15 protein-coding genes and 1 pseudogene are annotated in these 17,126 nt (G+C 37.5%); 1 reads left to right on the top strand and 15 read right to left on the bottom strand.

Features of this window, described 5'->3' with window-relative positions:
* Window positions 1-127: 127 nt before the first annotated feature.
* From VRHSUH10_RS03605 to thiT, 6 genes are all read right to left on the bottom strand, one after another.
* Window positions 128-394, bottom strand: a complete 267-nt coding sequence (locus VRHSUH10_RS03605) for a SemiSWEET family transporter (protein ID WP_105089477.1) — start codon at window positions 392-394, stop codon at window positions 128-130.
* Between the two features lie 368 nt (window positions 395-762).
* Window positions 763-1,785, bottom strand: coding sequence for an AraC family transcriptional regulator (locus tag VRHSUH10_RS03610; protein WP_105089478.1), 1,023 nt, complete (start codon window positions 1,783-1,785; stop codon window positions 763-765).
* 15 nt (window positions 1,786-1,800) lie between these two features.
* Window positions 1,801-2,868, bottom strand: a complete 1,068-nt coding sequence (locus VRHSUH10_RS03615) for a zeta toxin family protein (RefSeq protein ID WP_105089479.1) — start codon at window positions 2,866-2,868, stop codon at window positions 1,801-1,803.
* 132 nt (window positions 2,869-3,000) lie between these two features.
* Window positions 3,001-4,236, bottom strand: coding sequence for a molybdopterin molybdotransferase MoeA (locus VRHSUH10_RS03625; protein ID WP_105089480.1), 1,236 nt, complete (start codon window positions 4,234-4,236; stop codon window positions 3,001-3,003).
* Window positions 4,217-5,341, bottom strand: coding sequence for a molybdopterin-guanine dinucleotide biosynthesis protein B (gene mobB / locus VRHSUH10_RS03630; protein ID WP_105089481.1), 1,125 nt, complete (start codon window positions 5,339-5,341; stop codon window positions 4,217-4,219). The genes VRHSUH10_RS03625 and mobB overlap by 20 nt, the downstream gene beginning before the upstream one ends.
* The gene (gene thiT, locus VRHSUH10_RS03635) at window positions 5,334-5,864 is read right to left on the bottom strand and encodes an energy-coupled thiamine transporter ThiT (protein ID WP_105089482.1); all 531 of its coding nucleotides are present in this window, start codon (window positions 5,862-5,864) and stop codon (window positions 5,334-5,336) included. Before thiT ends, mobB begins: the two co-directional genes overlap by 8 nt.
* 184 nt (window positions 5,865-6,048) lie before the next feature.
* Here thiT and VRHSUH10_RS03640 point away from each other — a divergent pair, with 184 nt between their 5' ends.
* Window positions 6,049-7,035: a GMP reductase gene (locus VRHSUH10_RS03640; protein WP_105089483.1), complete on the top strand. Its 987-nt coding sequence runs from the start codon at window positions 6,049-6,051 to the stop codon at window positions 7,033-7,035.
* A 149-nt stretch (window positions 7,036-7,184) separates the two neighbouring features.
* Here the strand turns inward: VRHSUH10_RS03640 and VRHSUH10_RS03645 are convergent, their stop codons facing one another.
* From VRHSUH10_RS03645 to VRHSUH10_RS03685, 9 genes and pseudogenes are all read right to left on the bottom strand, one after another.
* Window positions 7,185-8,369 (bottom strand): MFS transporter, encoded by a 1,185-nt coding sequence (locus VRHSUH10_RS03645; protein WP_105089484.1) that lies wholly within the window; start codon window positions 8,367-8,369, stop codon window positions 7,185-7,187.
* Window positions 8,370-8,603: 234 nt separating this feature from the next.
* Window positions 8,604-9,959 carry a C4-dicarboxylate transporter DcuC gene (dcuC, locus tag VRHSUH10_RS03650; protein ID WP_105089485.1) on the bottom strand — a complete coding sequence of 452 codons (1,356 nt, stop codon included), beginning with the start codon at window positions 9,957-9,959 and terminating at the stop codon, window positions 8,604-8,606.
* A 271-nt stretch (window positions 9,960-10,230) separates the two neighbouring features.
* Window positions 10,231-10,688: pseudogene (gene tnpA, locus VRHSUH10_RS03655) on the bottom strand (IS200/IS605 family transposase).
* Between the two features lie 248 nt (window positions 10,689-10,936).
* The gene (locus VRHSUH10_RS03660) at window positions 10,937-11,323 is read right to left on the bottom strand and encodes a hypothetical protein (RefSeq protein WP_105089486.1); all 387 of its coding nucleotides are present in this window, start codon (window positions 11,321-11,323) and stop codon (window positions 10,937-10,939) included.
* A gap of 8 nt (window positions 11,324-11,331) precedes the next feature.
* Window positions 11,332-11,907, bottom strand: a complete 576-nt coding sequence (locus tag VRHSUH10_RS03665; RefSeq protein WP_105089487.1) for a UbiX family flavin prenyltransferase — start codon at window positions 11,905-11,907, stop codon at window positions 11,332-11,334.
* Window positions 11,908-11,935: 28 nt separating this feature from the next.
* Entirely contained in the window at window positions 11,936-13,321 is a 1,386-nt protein-coding gene (locus tag VRHSUH10_RS03670) for an SLC13 family permease (protein WP_105089488.1), read from the bottom strand.
* Between the two features lie 17 nt (window positions 13,322-13,338).
* Window positions 13,339-14,817, bottom strand: coding sequence for a UbiD family decarboxylase (locus VRHSUH10_RS03675; protein ID WP_105089489.1), 1,479 nt, complete (start codon window positions 14,815-14,817; stop codon window positions 13,339-13,341).
* 116 nt (window positions 14,818-14,933) lie between these two features.
* Window positions 14,934-15,794, bottom strand: coding sequence for a MerR family transcriptional regulator (locus VRHSUH10_RS03680; protein WP_105089490.1), 861 nt, complete (start codon window positions 15,792-15,794; stop codon window positions 14,934-14,936).
* A 116-nt stretch (window positions 15,795-15,910) separates the two neighbouring features.
* A complete protein-coding gene (locus VRHSUH10_RS03685) occupies window positions 15,911-17,089 on the bottom strand; it encodes a M20 family metallopeptidase (RefSeq protein WP_105089491.1) in 1,179 nt (392 codons plus the stop codon).
* Window positions 17,090-17,126: the final 37 nt, after the last annotated feature.

Here is a 17,126-nt window from a genome sequence, read left to right on the forward strand (position 1 = left end):
AATTCAAGGGATGCATTTATTATGATATATATATTTAACTAAGGTCAACAGTAACTTAATTTTTATCTATTAAGCCTGCTAAAATGTTGATATACACATTACTGTTACTATTACACTTAATTAAAAATTACATAAGAGCTGTAATTGCTGCTGCTAAACCGAAGAAGATACCTGGTGCATTGGCTAATGCTACTGGAATATCTCTATGTTCTTTAAACAAACCATATAACACCCATAATGTACAGTTGATAGCTGCTACTAAAGGTTGGATCCAATCACCAGTACCTGGATGTGCTAAGTTGTTCATAATTTGTGGGAAGTAAGATACATACATAGCTACAGCTGTAACTGTTGCAACTTTACCTACGTTTTCCATAAATTTTACTTGATTCATTATATCCTCCAAAATGATTAATTTACGATTGTTTGTAATACCTGATGAAGTATATTCTACTCATTTTAAGGAATCTAACTATCCAAATTAAAAGATAATTTTTCTAGTAAACCTTACATAAAACGATGATTTTCTTTTGATTTATTATATTTTGATTTCACGACAATCTATAAATCCGCCCCCATAAAAGGTACAAAAAAAGCACTACTTATCAACAGTAGTGCTTTTTAGGTAACTATTTGATGATTTTTTATATAGAAAATCACCCAATTCTAACGTTTATATATGTATCAAAAATATTTGCTAATATTTTGCTAATGCGCCCTAGGCTATGAAGATATATATTCTATCAAAATATACGGAATTAATTATAAGTCTTTTACAACATCAGCTAACTTCTCTTTCAAATATTCTAACTTTTTACTCATGAATTCTAACTCATCCTTCGCTCGTGAATCATCTTCATAGGATAAGAATGAGTGCAGTAGATTTAGAACATCTTGATTTTCTACAGAAATAATTTCCTTCCAGTCTTGCAATGTCGTTTTACGCCCAATATTCTTTACTTGTTTGCGATACTCTGTTGGTGTTATGCGGAAATGCTTTTTAAAAGCCACATTAAAAGCTTTAACATCGGCAAAGCCACAATCACTCGCAATTCGTGCCACAGCCGTATCGGTGTTAATTAAACAAAGGGTAGCCTCTCGAAGTCTCAAACGCAAAACATATTCAACAAAAGAAATACCCATTTGCTTTTTAAAGAACTGAGATGTATAGGCAACATTATAGCCCCCAATTTTTGCAATATCTTCCAACTCTATTTTCTGCTCATAATGCTCATCAATATAGGCAATCATTTTATCGAACGTTGCTGGTTTCATATCACCAGGTCTAGCATTTTCATGAATCTTTTTAATGGGATCAAACTCTCTAAATACATCCCCAGCCAATGCTAAGTAATGATGCTCTATCCACATTCGATGTACCGGGCTTTCACCTTTAGTCATCAACAACATCGTCATAGCTGCATGATGCCGTAAGGTTGTAAAGAATTGATTATGACGAGTACTATTATCTGAACGCAATACAAATTGATAGGCACCAAAATCTGGATCATACTGTTGGTAAAATTCATTTCCTACATGCATGACAAAGGCAATGACATCCTCTTCCAAAGCTAATGTGGCATGTCCCACTTGAGGAGAGATAATGACCACATCAAGTGGTTCCATCGTAAATGCCTCACCATTACAACTCATTTCCATTTGGCCTTTTAATAAAATAAGAATCTCCGTCTCACTATGCCAGTTGTAATGATATGTGCCAACTCTATATATGTTACTGCTAAACTCTATGTAATTATGTTTATATGAATAGTCGAAATAATCCATAATTTCTGAAGTCCTTTAATATAACTGCTTTTGCAGCTTTTGTTCTTGTGCTCTACCTACCGCCAACAAATCCTTTTCTGCTGAAGTCCAATCACCAAATAAAATTTTATCTACCACAGTTCCAATTGATTCAGTACACAGTTTTGAGTTATATACTTGTTCTAAATCACGTTTATACACTTGAATACTTTCAAAGACTCCACTCTGTTCTAGTTCAGTAATATTAGCGACCAAGGATTTTACAATTCCATCATGATGCTCTTTAGGTGTCGCTCTAGCTTGCAACGGATCTACTAGAAGCATTTCTAGATAACGTAATTGTGTCGTCAAATAAGATAACTCTGGCTTGGTGGCAATCAAACAAAAGTCGACGGTATAGCCTTTAGATTTTAATAATGTAGCTGTATTAATTGGTACTGCAGCTGAACGTAATGTGCCTTCAATAATTAAATTGTATTTTAAAGAGCTTAATTTATCAATTACAGCCTCTACCATCTTACCTGCAAACATTTTTGTGTAATCTACACTATCAACACCATATTTTTCTTGAAGTGCTCTAAAATGTGGGTGCTGCGCACGATAAGTGTCGCCATCTATAACAATATAGTCGCCCTTCGACTCCACCATTTTCACACGATGAATAGTTGTTTTTCCTGCCCCACTTTGACCACCTAAGATGACAGCATGAGGTGCACTAGATATATTCTTATTAAACATTAACAAATCAATGGTACGTTCTAAGGCCTTATCAAAATCGTCAGAGCTATAGGCCTCAATATCGAGTACATCACTATTCTCCTTAAAACATTTTTCATCACTTACTCCGTGAGAGATTTGTGCTAATGACTCTTTAATATTGCTTTCAAGTTCTGCCATATCTGACTTTAGAGCTTCTAACTCATTGATAGATGTAGCTAAATATAACTCTGTATTTACGATATGAGAATATGCCTTTATTACCTCTATGCAGTCACTAGTACCACTTCTGTCTACTAACTTACAAAGACGAGCTAGTGTTTCTGCACTTTGTTCTTTTAGAACCTCTATTTTTAACGTTAAATTATACTGTTCAACGACGTTCATACATTAGACCTCTCTCAACGCATAAAAAATGCATCCCTTATAATCCAAGGGATGCATTTATTATGATATATTTATTTAACTACGGTCAACAGCATCTTGAAGTTTTCTCGAGCATCTAAACTATGCGGCACTTCAGATGGCAGGTAGTAATCCTAATAGATACACATCAAAGGTATCGCCCGGATGTACTTCATGTACCCCACGAGGAATACATGCGAGGGCGTTCACAGTATATAAACCTAGCATACTACTACTGTTAAAATGACGATTTGCCACAAAACGTGGTGCACCACCGCCAAAGATTACTTTGCCTTGTACATACCGATCAAAAGCATTGCGTTTAAAGATTTCTGAATCCATTACGCAGGCTACTACTGGTGTGGTCCAGTTTTTTAAGCCTTTATATCGTTTCAATGTTGGCGCTACGATTAGATGCCATCCATTGAATGCAGCCCCTGGATTACCAGATAGACCAAAGATGATTTGACCTTTCGGCGTTACTGCACCATAGGATGCAGCACCTGGACGCATTTGAATGCGTGCATAAATGGATTTAGCTCCTAGTTTTTCATAAATAAGAGGCATTGTATCAAACAGCCCTACTGATACACCGCCAGAGCTAATGATAATATCGGCATCTTCACTGAGCTGTAACACATGATTAATTTCAGACTCTAATTCCTCTGGAGCATCACTGACATGATAGTGCGTAATCTTATGAAAGCCTAAATCTTCCAAGAGTCCACAAATCATAGCTCGATTAGAGTTGTAAATCTTGCCAGGTGTTAAACTTTCACCAGGTTCAATCACCTCATGTCCTGATGTAAGAACTAACACGCGAGGCATCGCATTTACAGTTATTTCAGTAAACCCTAGACCAGTCAAAATAGTTTGTACTGTAGAGGTTACCTCTGTACCACGTGGAATCACAGTAGTTCCAGCACTACATTCCTCGCCTTGTGGAATAATATGATCGCCACATGTATATTTACCTTGAATGGTAATTGTTGTGCCTGGTTCTCCGGAACCAACCACCTGTTCTTGCATAATAACGGTATCACATGTATCTGGTACGGGCGCACCAGTCATTATGCGTACCGCATGGCCAGTTTCGACAGAATGTTCCCATACGACCCCGGCACCTATAATACCGTCAACAATATACTCATTACAATCTGCTTTGTAGGTAATGGCATACCCATCCATGGCAGATTTAGGAAAGGCTGGTACATCTGTAGGGGCAATAATATCCTCTGCCAACACATATCCTTTAGCAGCCTTAACATCAATGGTTTCTACTTTATGAACTTGCGTATCTAAGGCTTTCTCCCATAATTGAAGGGCCTCCTCAACAGTAACGACGGCCATTTAAACACCTCATCATTTCCTGTATGTGACGTACTAATCCTGGTACGTCTTGGTCTAACTTGCTAATTTCGATTATAGCTACTCGATCGATAGAATCTGAGATAAGCTCTTCTGTATGGCCTTCTTGCGTAACCTCTATAATAGGGGCAATGCCTTGGGACCTTGTTTCTAGTATAACTATATCCACAGGCATAAACTGTGATATTTCATACAGATTTGATTGTTCTTTAGTGCGTATACGAATCGCTGTTTCATTAGGACCTGCAATAGCCACCGCATCAGCACCAGCTTTATAAGAAAGGTCTGTATCGGTTCCTTCATGATCCATTTGAAAGCCATGTTTATCACTCTTTACAACGCCTACAGAAAATCCCGCTCGTTGTAACTCATCTACAAGACGGGTTACTACCGTAGTCTTACCTGTTTTACGTTTTGATGCTACTACACTAATAAGCGGCACACGACGGAACTCATTTTCTGCTAATGCACGAGCCCATTGGTAGTCATCATAATGATTTACATTACTTAGCTCCCAATCATAATCACTGGCATCAATAGATTCAACATGACCAATCGTATCAAGGGCATGCTGCAACGATACGTCTTTACCGGCTAGAATAGATGGAAGTAATGATACAATATGAAGTCTATAAATTCCCGCCATAGGTTCTGGCTTACCTCTAGAACCAGTAGGAACTATAACATTCCAATTGTTATGATTCACTTGATATAACCAATCATAATATAAATCCATAGGCATAAATGGCATATCTACAGCCATCACCGCATAGGCAGGACTCATTCCAACAGCTAGAGCACTATAAAGTCCCCCTAGAGGACCACGTCGCTCAATAGAATCCCGAACAATAGAAACTTTTTTCTTCTCATCGTTCGATAACGTATCAATGATATGAGTCTGAATGGCATGTCCTAACTGATCATCATCACCAATGGAGATGATAATATCATCCACATCCGCTTCTAATCCCTTACGAAGTGCATGAGATATGAGGCTTTCACCATTAACCCAAGGTAATAATGCCTTAGGTTGCCCCATGCGAGAACTCAAACCACCAGCCAAAATTATTAAACCTAATTTATCCACGACGTCCTAAACCTCGTTTAACACCTTGGTAGATGAATAGTAAAACAACAATATTTAAAATCCCATCTGGCACCATATAAGAGGCATTATAAATCATGGAGTAAATCCATGGATTTTGACCTTGCGGAGCATAACTAGCAAAGACAACTGCACCACTCGTAACAGAAGCAGCCCAGCGGAATACAATGGCCACAATGGATCCAGAGATAAGTCCAGACATAGAATCCTTGAAGTAACCACAAACACCGATAGCACCATATGCTACCAAGTAATCTAAAATAATACTTAAATAGTGAATCGATGATTTAAAACCTAAGATAAAATGTAAAATACCATATACAACACCTGCAAAGATACCTCTTGTTCCGCCCCAGCGATACGCATAAATCATGAGCGGTACTAAAGCTGCTGCTTTAATAGAGCCACCTTGTGGCATGTGGAAAATCGTGATAAATGACAATACTTGTGCAATAGCAATTGCTACGCCAGCTTCAGCAAGCATGCGTGTTTTTGACTGGTCCATTTCAATCGACCTCCTCTTTAGTATAACTTTTAAAACTGTAGTTTTATTTATACATCCTACTTGTATTGTACTACAGTTCTCACATGACACCAAACAAAATATTCGGAACGTATTGAAAATTTTACGAGTCTCTTGTATAATGGTACAGGTTCATTATGTAATACTCGAAGGAGATATAGAAACTATGATTAATACAACGAACATCTTTGATTACGAAGACGTGCAATTGATTCCTAATAAATGTATCGTCACTAGCCGTAGCGAATGTGATACACATGTAAAATTAGGTAAACGCACATTCCGTTTACCAGTGGTTCCTGCAAACATGCAAACTATCATTGACGAAGAGTTGGCTGAAAAATTAGCACGTGAAGGCTATTTCTATATCATGCATCGTTTCCAACCTGAACGTCGTATGGACTTTGTAAAACGCATGCACGACCTTAACTTATATTCTTCTATTTCTATCGGTGTAAAAGCTGAAGAATTTGCTTTAGTTGATGAATTCAAAAAAGCAAACTTAACACCAGAATATATCACAATCGATATTGCACATGGTCACTCCAATGCAGTAATCGAAATGATTCAATACATTAAAAAGAATTTACCTGAAACTTTCATTATCGCAGGTAATGTGGGTACGCCTGAAGCAGTTCGTGAACTTGAAAATGCTGGTGCTGACGCTACTAAAGTAGGTATCGGTCCTGGTAAAGTTTGTATTACTAAATTAAAAACTGGCTTCGGTACTGGTGGTTGGCAATTAGCTGCTGTACGCTGGTGTGCAAAAGCAGCTACTAAACCTATCATCGCTGACGGCGGTATTCGCGACCACGGCGACATTGCTAAATCCATTCGCTTTGGCGCTACTATGGTTATGATTGGTTCCCTCTTTGCAGGTCACGAAGAATCCCCAGGGGAAGAAAAAATCGTTGACGGTAAAGCAGTAAAAGAATACTTTGGTTCCGCATCTGAGTTCCAAAAAGGGGAACGCAAAAACGTAGAAGGTAAAAAAATCTTCATCGACTCCAAAGGTTCTATCTTTGATACATTAGTTGAAATGGAACAAGATTTACAATCTGCTATCTCTTATGCTGGTGGTACTACTTTACAAGCAATTCGCAAAGTAGACTACGTACTTGTTAAAAACTCCATCTTCAACGGCGATCGCTAATATAATAGGTAAAAGCCACAGGATTTATCCTGTGGCTTTTTTGTATCCCCTCTACATCCACTATAAGGAATGACATATGTTTAATTGAGTATTACTATGTTAAGAAATAAGCCCCAAAGACAGATTGTCTCTGAGGCTATTATTTAAATTTATGCTTCAGCTTCTTTTGATTTGTCCATTAACATATAAGCGTATTTACTAATACCTGCACTCACTACAAGTAATGCTGTTAATACGATAAATGCAACAGTAAGACTTGTGCCATGAGCAATGAAACCAATCAATGCTGGTCCCATCAAAATTCCCATATAACCAAGCATAGTAGACGTTGCCACAGCTTGTGTCATAGGAATAACATTTTGTTCCCCCATAGCAGAGAATAGATTTGGTACTACCATAGCTAAAGAAATACCAAGTAATAAATAAGTATACATGGAGCCATATCCTGGTAAAAATACGATAAGCCCCATTGCAATAGCACCTAACAAATAACCACCAACAACAACTTGTTTAGATGTCAAATGTTTACCAATTGTATTCCCAAGCAAACGGCCAATACACATGGTACCATTAAATAACATAACGCCCATAACGGCTTCTTCGATAACGATACCTTTATCTTCGAATAAGTATAATGCACTCCAATCCCCTACTGCACCTTCAACTAAGTAAGATACAAAGGACAAGAGACCAAAGATAATAGCAATTGGATGGAAAGATAATGGACTTTTCGATTTCTTAGTAACCTTTGCATTTGGATCACTACCAAAGGTTAGCATAAATTGACTGACTATAACCATGGCAATGAACAATACGATGAGAAGTCCCCAAATACTTTCATTAACAGGTAGGGACAATATTTTTAAAAGAATAAGCAAAACGCCAGCACCGGCAAAGCCACCTAAGCTCCACCCACCATGATAGGCACCCATTAAGTGCTTTTTACTCACCTTTTCAGTTAGGATAGCTTGTAAATTAGCAGAAGCACCACTAAGGCCGACGCCTATGCCAAAGAAGAATAAAGCCGCTGTGGTCGTAGCAATAGTAGAGCACATGGTGACAATGGCAAGAGATAACATACCAATAAAACTAGCCAATAAAACGACTTTTTTGCATCCAAAGGTCTCTACAAGCTTACCTGCTATAGCCATGGACAAACAAGAACCTAAACCAAGCACTAAAATCATAGAACCTAATACATCTTCACCAATACTAAGCTTCGCTTTTAAATATGGTACAAAACCAGCCCATAAAGCTGTATACATACCGGGGATAAAAAATGCCCCAAAGGCACCACGAATATTTGCTGTTGAAATAGAAACTTGATTGTTCATTACATCCTTTCTGGCTTCTAGAACCGTCCGGCGAAGAAAGGCCCTTTTTATCCGCAATCCGCTAAAACTTGCACCATTGCAGGAAACCATTTTAATTACATATGATTTAATCTTGGAATATAATAACCCTCTTTACGTTACATGTAAAGAGGGTTTTCTAAATTTAAACTAAACTTAAAAAGCGATACAAAATATATCTGGTTAAATATAACTAATTAGTCTTTTAAATGACATTTAGTAAAGGATCCATATTCCCACACAGCTAGTAAGCAAGGCCACAAGAACAGGTACAGCTGTGCGTTTAAGTAAGTCTACTGACTTAATATGCGCCACGCCTGCTACACCGACCATTACTGGACTAATAGGGCTAAGGAATAAGCCTAGACTCGCACCGTTTTGCATACCAAGCATAGTAGTAATTGGATCAAGGCCTAGATGAGCTACGATATTGGGTACTAGTGGAACTAATGTAAATAATGGTGCCACATTGCTGCCGGTCACCATGCTAAGACCCAACATACCGCCCCCTAGAACAGAGGTAAGTCCAATGGAGTTAAGAGATAGTGTTTGAAGGGCACTAACTAAGGATTCAATAATTCCTAAGCTCACTAAGCCTAGTGCAAAAATCTGTCCCCCTATAATTAGTGTTACAGCATAGGAAAATTGATTTCCCATCCCCTCAAAGAATATAGTCGTACTCTTAAGGACTGTCCGTAAATTACGGTGTCGAATCAGTTCCGCTAACAAGGCAATACCAAACGCAAGCATCATAGCCAACGTTACATTCATCTTCACCCCAGGTAAACCATATTGACTAAATCCCAAGATAAAACACAATGGTAATAATGGGAATAGCATATACGGCTTAGGGCCTATTGGCGCCTCTGGAATACTTTCACAAGCATCTATAGCCTTAGGTTCCTCCACCCGATCACGATATTTCTGCCAGAAAAAGTGTGCTATAGCTGTCACAATAGCGACTAAGAAATACAGACGCAACTGGTAGCCTACAAAATAGTTTGGCACAGGCATATTCAAGGTCTTTGCAATGAGTAAGGTAGATACCGCACCAGGTCCTACGTCCATAAGATGACCCGTAGCAATAACCGCTGCAGCCCCCACGGGACTCACGCCAAGGCGAAGCAATACGGGATACATAGTAACCATCATAAGAAGGGCAAGACTCAATGGATTAGGTACACAAATAGACAGTCCCATATTAAGAAGAAACATTAGGGCCAGTACAATATATGGGCGATTCACACGATATAGGGGTCGGATAAATGTATGTGCCAATCTTGTCCCTGCCCCTATGTACTCCATATATTTTGCATAACCAGCACAGGTCATAATCATGAGACCTAAATTCACGATATTCTCGGACGTAGTAATTCGCACAATATCCATCGCATCAAATACCAAGACACCAGTAGATTGAGACCCAACGAGTATAGCATCAATCCAATTTGCTTCATACGCAATAAACATCATGAGGATTCCCATACCAATTAAAATAGGCTGTGGTTGATAGCGCTTCATTAACAATATACCTGTAATAGCAATAATAGTGATACATATAACTATATTCATAAATAAGCACCTCTCAACTAGAGAATATATATTAGATTTATATTAGACTTATATCAGACTTACATTACACTTCTATTATAGCTATATTATACCTATATCATACACCAAATATAAATAAAAATACAAAATCATAACCAACCGTAGAACGGGTGGTTTGCTCTGACCCTATAAGGGTCTTTCTTTAGTGGTGGCCCTCTAAAGAGGGCATTGAATGATCTGATAACCACTCTATTACCACTGGCTGCCCCCTACTTTGGGGCTTTTATTTTACCTATTTTACTGGCTCACCCATAAACGGGTCGGTATATTCTTTAAAGTTTAATATATCTTGCGCTATATCCTCTTGTAGTTGATTGCGAATGTACTCTTTTATCGCTCCATCATATCGTCCTACCGTATCCACATAATATCCTCTACACCAGAAATGTCTATTTCTATACTTATATTTTAAATTTTCGTGTTTATCGAATATCATGAGGCTACTTTTTTAATAGCCCATAAAACTTGATACGCTTAAATGTGGTAGTATAGTTACTAGCATATGAATATGATCCGGACAGCATTCCGCTTCTATAATCTCTACATTTTTTCTCTTACATAAATCTCTTAAAATTTTACCTACATCAGCTTTTATCCGACCATAAATTATTTGTCTTCTATACTTTGGAGCAAAACAATATGATATTTACATCTCCATTTACTATGTGATAAACTCTTTACGTCATTCATTGACATTGAACCTCCTATATTAAAATATTGTGGTTGCCAGACCAACTTCATTTTATCACTAGGAGGTTCTTTCCTTTTCTCTAAGAATTTTTACTGACCCCCAGTTTAACTGGGGGTTTAGTCATGCCTATTCGGCGTACAATAAAAAAAAGGGTGTAACGATAATTGAATAAATAATAAAGAGCCTGTAACGATGTAAAACAATCATTATAGGCTCTAATTTTATCAAGCGAATTAATAGCTACTATTTAGTTTTGTATAATCTGTTCGACCAACAGTTTACTATTTTCAAGTAACTTTTCAATATCTAATATATCAGCATCATCTACATGAACACCAACACTTACAGTTACAGTAGTATTAAAATGCCTTGATAGTTTTATCGCAGCGTCCTTGGCTAATACATCATCTTTATGTCCTAATACAGCCATGACAGATGTGGTAATTGTAGTCTTTCCTGGATTAATGATACTTTCAGACGGAGTAGCAATAGCTACTGCACCTATATGATATCTATTACCACCACCAATCGTAACAGATATATCCTGCCCAACAAATGTGACTATAGCTTGAATACAATATGGTGTAACCCCATAAGTATATCGTTTTACTTTCATCTCATCATAACTATTCATAATACTCCTCAGCTTTTTATCATATTACGCCCAGTCCAAGAAACAAAATCTTTTGTCTCGAACCCAAACTGCATTAAAATTTTTCCAACAATATGATTGATTTGTTTTTCAACCGAATTAGAATCATTATAAAAAGTTAATAATGGAGGAATAATTGAGCATCCGTATTCAGATAGTGTAGTTAAATTACGCAAATGAATACGACTAAACGGCATTTCTCTCGGTACAAGCACAATCTTTCTATTCTCTTTTAAGCAAACATCTGCAGCTCTCAATAATAGATTATCTGCAAATCCACAAGCCATTCCAGCAATACTTTTCATACTGCAAGGAACTACAATCATCCCATCGGTCTTATACGATCCGCTAGAAATAGTGGCAGCCATATTTTTATTATCATGAACTACATCTGCCAATGCCTCCATTTCTTCTACGGTAATAGAACTCTCATATTGCAAAGTGATCTTTGCACCCTCAGTCATGACCAAATGAATTTCCATTCCAGATATTTGACGCAACGCTTTAAGTACATAATAGCCAAGTATTACGCCACTCGCACCTGATACACCAACTATTAAACGCATACAATCACCTCATAGCACTAACCCTTACTTACCAAAGGCCAATAAATTTCCACCATGGTAATTGAATTGCACAAGTAATAACAAATAATACTAACGTATATGGTAAACCAAATCGTATGGTTTCTTTTTCACTATACATACCATTATCTTCACCTTCACCCACTAATATTGCTAAATTATGGAATGGTAAAATAAAGTGAGCATTAATGGCTGTATATGCAATCATTACCGGAATAATTGGAGAAATTCCAAGTGTTTCCGTGAAAGCAAGCATTGCTGGAATAACAATTCCCATAACTGCAACTACACTACCAAAGCACATATGAATAGCAATAGAGATAACAGTTATAAATGCACCGAGAATGAACATATTTTCAGGAACGGCAGATGGCAACAATGTTTGTGCTAACCATGTGTTCATCCCAGTTTGGCCCCCAACACGACCAATTGCAACAGCAGCTGTTAAGAATAGTAATGTTTGTACAGGCACAGCAGACCAACTAGCAGGTGTTAAAATATCACCAATCTTTGGCATAGCCATCATTACAGCGATAAACAATGTTACCCAACCAATATCAATTCCATGAATACTATCAGTCATCCATAAAATAATTGCTAAGATAACCCAAAATGCAGTACGAATTTCTTTACCTGTCATCGCACCTAATGATTCGCGCTTTTCCAAAATAGCTTGTTGATTAATAGAAACCTCTTTTGTAGGTTTAAACATCGTCATAAGCATAAACATAGTTATGATACTAGTTAGAATCATTGGGATACCCATTACTTTAAACCACTCAATCCAACCCACCTCTGTTGGTAGGCAGTACTGTGCAGCCAATGGATTAATAGACGCATCCCCAGTTAAAAAAATCATTGAAACCGGAATAGATGCCGTAAACACTGTAAATCCAATTTTCACAGCATCATCTCTAGGCATATCAGCACTTTTAATAACCACAGCCATAACAGACATAATTAAAAATGCCCGTGGCCAAGGATGTGGAATTAGTAACGACAATATAAAAGTTAATGCAAATATAGAAATAATAATACTGTTGTAATTAGTTACATATTTAGAGATATACCAATAGGCGATTCTTTCCCCTAGCCCTGACTCACGTACTGCTGTAGCAATGAGATATGCACCAATAATAAGATACATCATTGATGTAGTCCAAGTAGAAAAAATCAACGTTTTAGGTGCTACATCAAACACTGCTAAACCTAATAGGTATAGCCCAGAAACATAACCTGGTTGAGCAACACCAAACGCCCAAAATATAACGGTTCCCAAAGATAATGCCAAACAAGCATGACCTTGTGGACTTAATCCGGCTAATGGTACAAACCAAATTAAAAGCCCTAATAAAATCCCTAAACAGAATCCTATAATCCGTTTATATTTCCCCATATAATCACCTTCTTAACTTATCCTTTATGATTAGGAACCCAATGTGTGGGATCTACATCCATAAATTTAGCACGTTGGAATCGTTTCTTTTCACTATATGGCACAGTAGCATCAAAAATTGTTTTGCATGCAATACCATGATCACGAATAGTATAACTACAAGATGGATCATTAGACGGGTCTAATGGATGACAACGAACGCCTGGGATATTTATAATATCAATGTCCCCTTGCATTCTAGTAATCATAGCCCACATAACATCATTCATATCAAAGATATCAACATCTTCATCGACAAGAATAACTTGTTTTAATTCAGAAAATGCAGAAAATGCTAGCAAAGCCGCTTGCCTTTGGCGACCTTCATCAGATGGTACCGATTTTTTAAACTGCATTACTGCCAAGAACTTTCCACCGCCAGGGCTTGCAGCATAAACATTTAATAATCGACCAGGCATAGCGCGTTCAACCATATCCATAATAGAAGCTTCTGTTGGAATCCCCGCCATATTAACGTGTTCTTCAGATGGGCCAATACAAGTTTGCATTATTGGATTTTTACGTGTTGTAACAGCTTTTACTTTGATAATAGGAACCTCCGGATTTGCAGGTCCTGTATAACCAGGGAACTCTGGCATTGCTTTTCCTGTATTAGTATTAATATCTTCACGTAACCGTTTTCCTACCAAGAGTTCACCTTCAATAACATACTCAGCATTCGCTATACAATTCTCTTTAATTGTTAAGCATGGTGTTAGTTCAACAGCCTTTCCTCGAATGGCACCCGCAACAGCTAATTCATTATATCCAATAGGTGTTGTAGGTGGTTCAAAGCACGCACCTATTTCAATTGCAGGGTCTACACCAATACTAATAGAAATTGGTAGTGGCTTACCGAGAGCTTCCGCTTTTTCTCTAAAAGCACCTAGATGACGTGCACCTGGAGTAAAGAACATTGTGATTTCATCTTTCGACTGTAAACAAAGTCTGTGAATCGTCACATCAGAGTCACCATTTTCCGTATCTGATGCATAACACATCCCTAACGTAATATAAGGGCCCGCATCTTCTGGTGTATTAGTAGGTGCTGGTAATATTTTTCTAATATCAAAATCTGGATCTGTTGCCAAATGAACAACCTCTTGGCATTGAGCTTTTGAAGAATCAATTACAATTGGTTGTATTGGATTTTTTACAGAATCTCGAAGTAGTTGACCTAGTTTATCTGGTGTTGTACCAAGTAGTAATGCTACGCGAGCACGGTCAGATAACATACCAATTACAACTTTAGAATTAGGGTGACCCTTTACATTGTTAAACATCATGGCTGGACCTAATTTTGTTGGCCGTGCTACAGTACCACCGACACCAATATGGCGATAAACCCCCGCTAACTCAGCTGAAGGGTCAACCTCTACATCTGTACTAATTAATTGTCCAGGTGTGTTTTCCAATAACTTTAGTGCAGAACGTAAATCAATAACAGAGTTTCCCATAAAAAATAACCTCCTAACATACTGAAATAATTCATATTCATAACAGCTATTTATTGCTTGCCATAAGAATACGCTTTATAGTTGCTATACAGTCAAGAGGCTATTTATACAATTTTTTATTTTCTTTTAAATGGGGCCTGTAAAAGGCAAAAATCTTCTGTTCTATCTTGCTGATAAAATGTTGTATCTAACAAACATACATCAATAATATTTCCTGTCAATTCATAGTTGTTATCATTCATCCATTGAAGCAAATATTGTGCATCTGAAATATCATATGGCATACCAAATTTATAAAGACAAATATACTCCCCTGCAGGAATTGTAATTAAATTATCTAAATTTTCCGTATTCACGGGAACAAATATACAACTACCACTCTTAAATCGACCATCAGATTCACATGCTGTATCACTCGATTCACAGCCTAAACACTCCTTAGTTTCAAGTGTCAAAATAGTTCCAAACCCTGCAGCTGGTCTAATTCGTAGAGGCTCTAATTGTCTCCATAAATTCATCAATGTAAGATGTAATTTTTCTTTTGTCACATTTTCAGGAAATTCCTGATAAATCACTTTTCTCAATGGATAATATTTTATAAATGGTTCTGTTAAATTCATTTCATAGCCATCAACCGCATCATTAAGTATAGCTATTTGCTGATTTAGCGCTTCTCTAATATCATTCAACTCTGCAATCTGTTGATTAACCTTAGTTTTATATGCTGAATAAAACTCAAGAACTTTTTTAGGATTTGTATTTAGTAATACTTCTTTTATACTATCTAAACTTAAACCTAAAGATTTTAGAAAAACAATTTTTCGCAAAAAAGGAATTTGAGCTCTACTATAATAGCGATACCCCTTTTCATCAACTTCAACAGGTTTAAAAAGATCAATATGGTCATAATGTATTAATGTCTGTCGACTCAAACTATGGAGTCTGGCCATAGAACTAATTGATATTAAAGAATCCATAATAGTCTACCTCGCTAGAATAACTATAACACATCCCTATCTATAGATTAATATAACCTGTATAGTTACTATACAGGCTATATTAATACTTCATTTCTCTCAATAAAGCTATAATTCTACTTATTTTCCTTCAACCATGCAATGGCATATTCTGCATATACGGCTGATGCAGCAGATAGTACAGAATCATCCATATTAAATCTGTTATTATGATGATCGTAGGTAGCCTCTACATCAGGATTTTGAATGCCAATAAAGGCAAAGCATCCTGGTTTATCTTGTAAATACCATGCAAAATCTTCTCCTGGCATTACTTTACGCATTTTGGAAAGCTTGTCTTTACCTAATGTATCAATAACGACACGTTCCGCCAATTCACTGGATGCAGGATCATTAATAGTAGGTGGTACTTTTTTTACATACTCCAATGTAGCAGTAGCACCATAGGCCTCTGCCGTATGTTCTACTACACGGCGAATAGAGTCTACATAATATTCTTCTTGATCAGGATCAAAGAATCGAATGGTACCACCCATTTTAGCTTCCCCAGGAATAACATTCCATTCCGAACCGGAGTGAATATTCCCAATAGTGAGCACTAAAGAATCTAATGCACTAACATTGCGAGACACTACGGTTTGCAAATTCATAACGATGGCACTAGCTACCACAATGGCATCAATCGCTTGATGCGGCTGTGCACCATGGCCTTGCTTACCTTTTACATTGATAGTAATTTGGCTACTTGCAGCCATCCGCGGCCCTTCTTCAACAGATACGAGACCTGCTGGCAAATCGATCCACACATGACCGCCAAAGATGGCATCCACCTTATCGTACCAGTCACCAAATTTAATGAAATCTGGTGCCCCTGCCCCTGTCTCCTCAGCAGGTTGGAATGCTAAATACACATCGCCTTCGATGCGGTCTTTCATAGACATTAACATCTTTGCAGCACCCAGCAAAATAGCCATATGACCATCATGACCACAGGCGTGCATTTTGCCTTCAGTTTCTGATTTATAGTCAACTGTATTATGTTCGTGAACAGGTAAAGCATCGATATCGGCGCGCAACGCGATAGCCTTGCCAGGTTTATCACCGTGGATGATACCAACTAAGCCGATGCCACGCTCTGTATCAACATGAACCTCTACGCCTATAGATTCTAATTCTTTAGCCAGTGTCTTAGTTGTTTCAAACTCTTCATTACTGAGCTCTGGATGTTTATGGAAATATCTACGCCAATCTTGAACGTAGCCTTTATATTGTTCGATTAAATCGCGACTATGCATGGTATCGCCTCCTTATAAAATCCCATAATCAAGGGGA

The sequence above is a fragment of the Veillonella sp. T11011-6 genome (assembly GCF_002959755.1).
Taxonomy (GTDB): domain Bacteria; phylum Bacillota; class Negativicutes; order Veillonellales; family Veillonellaceae; genus Veillonella.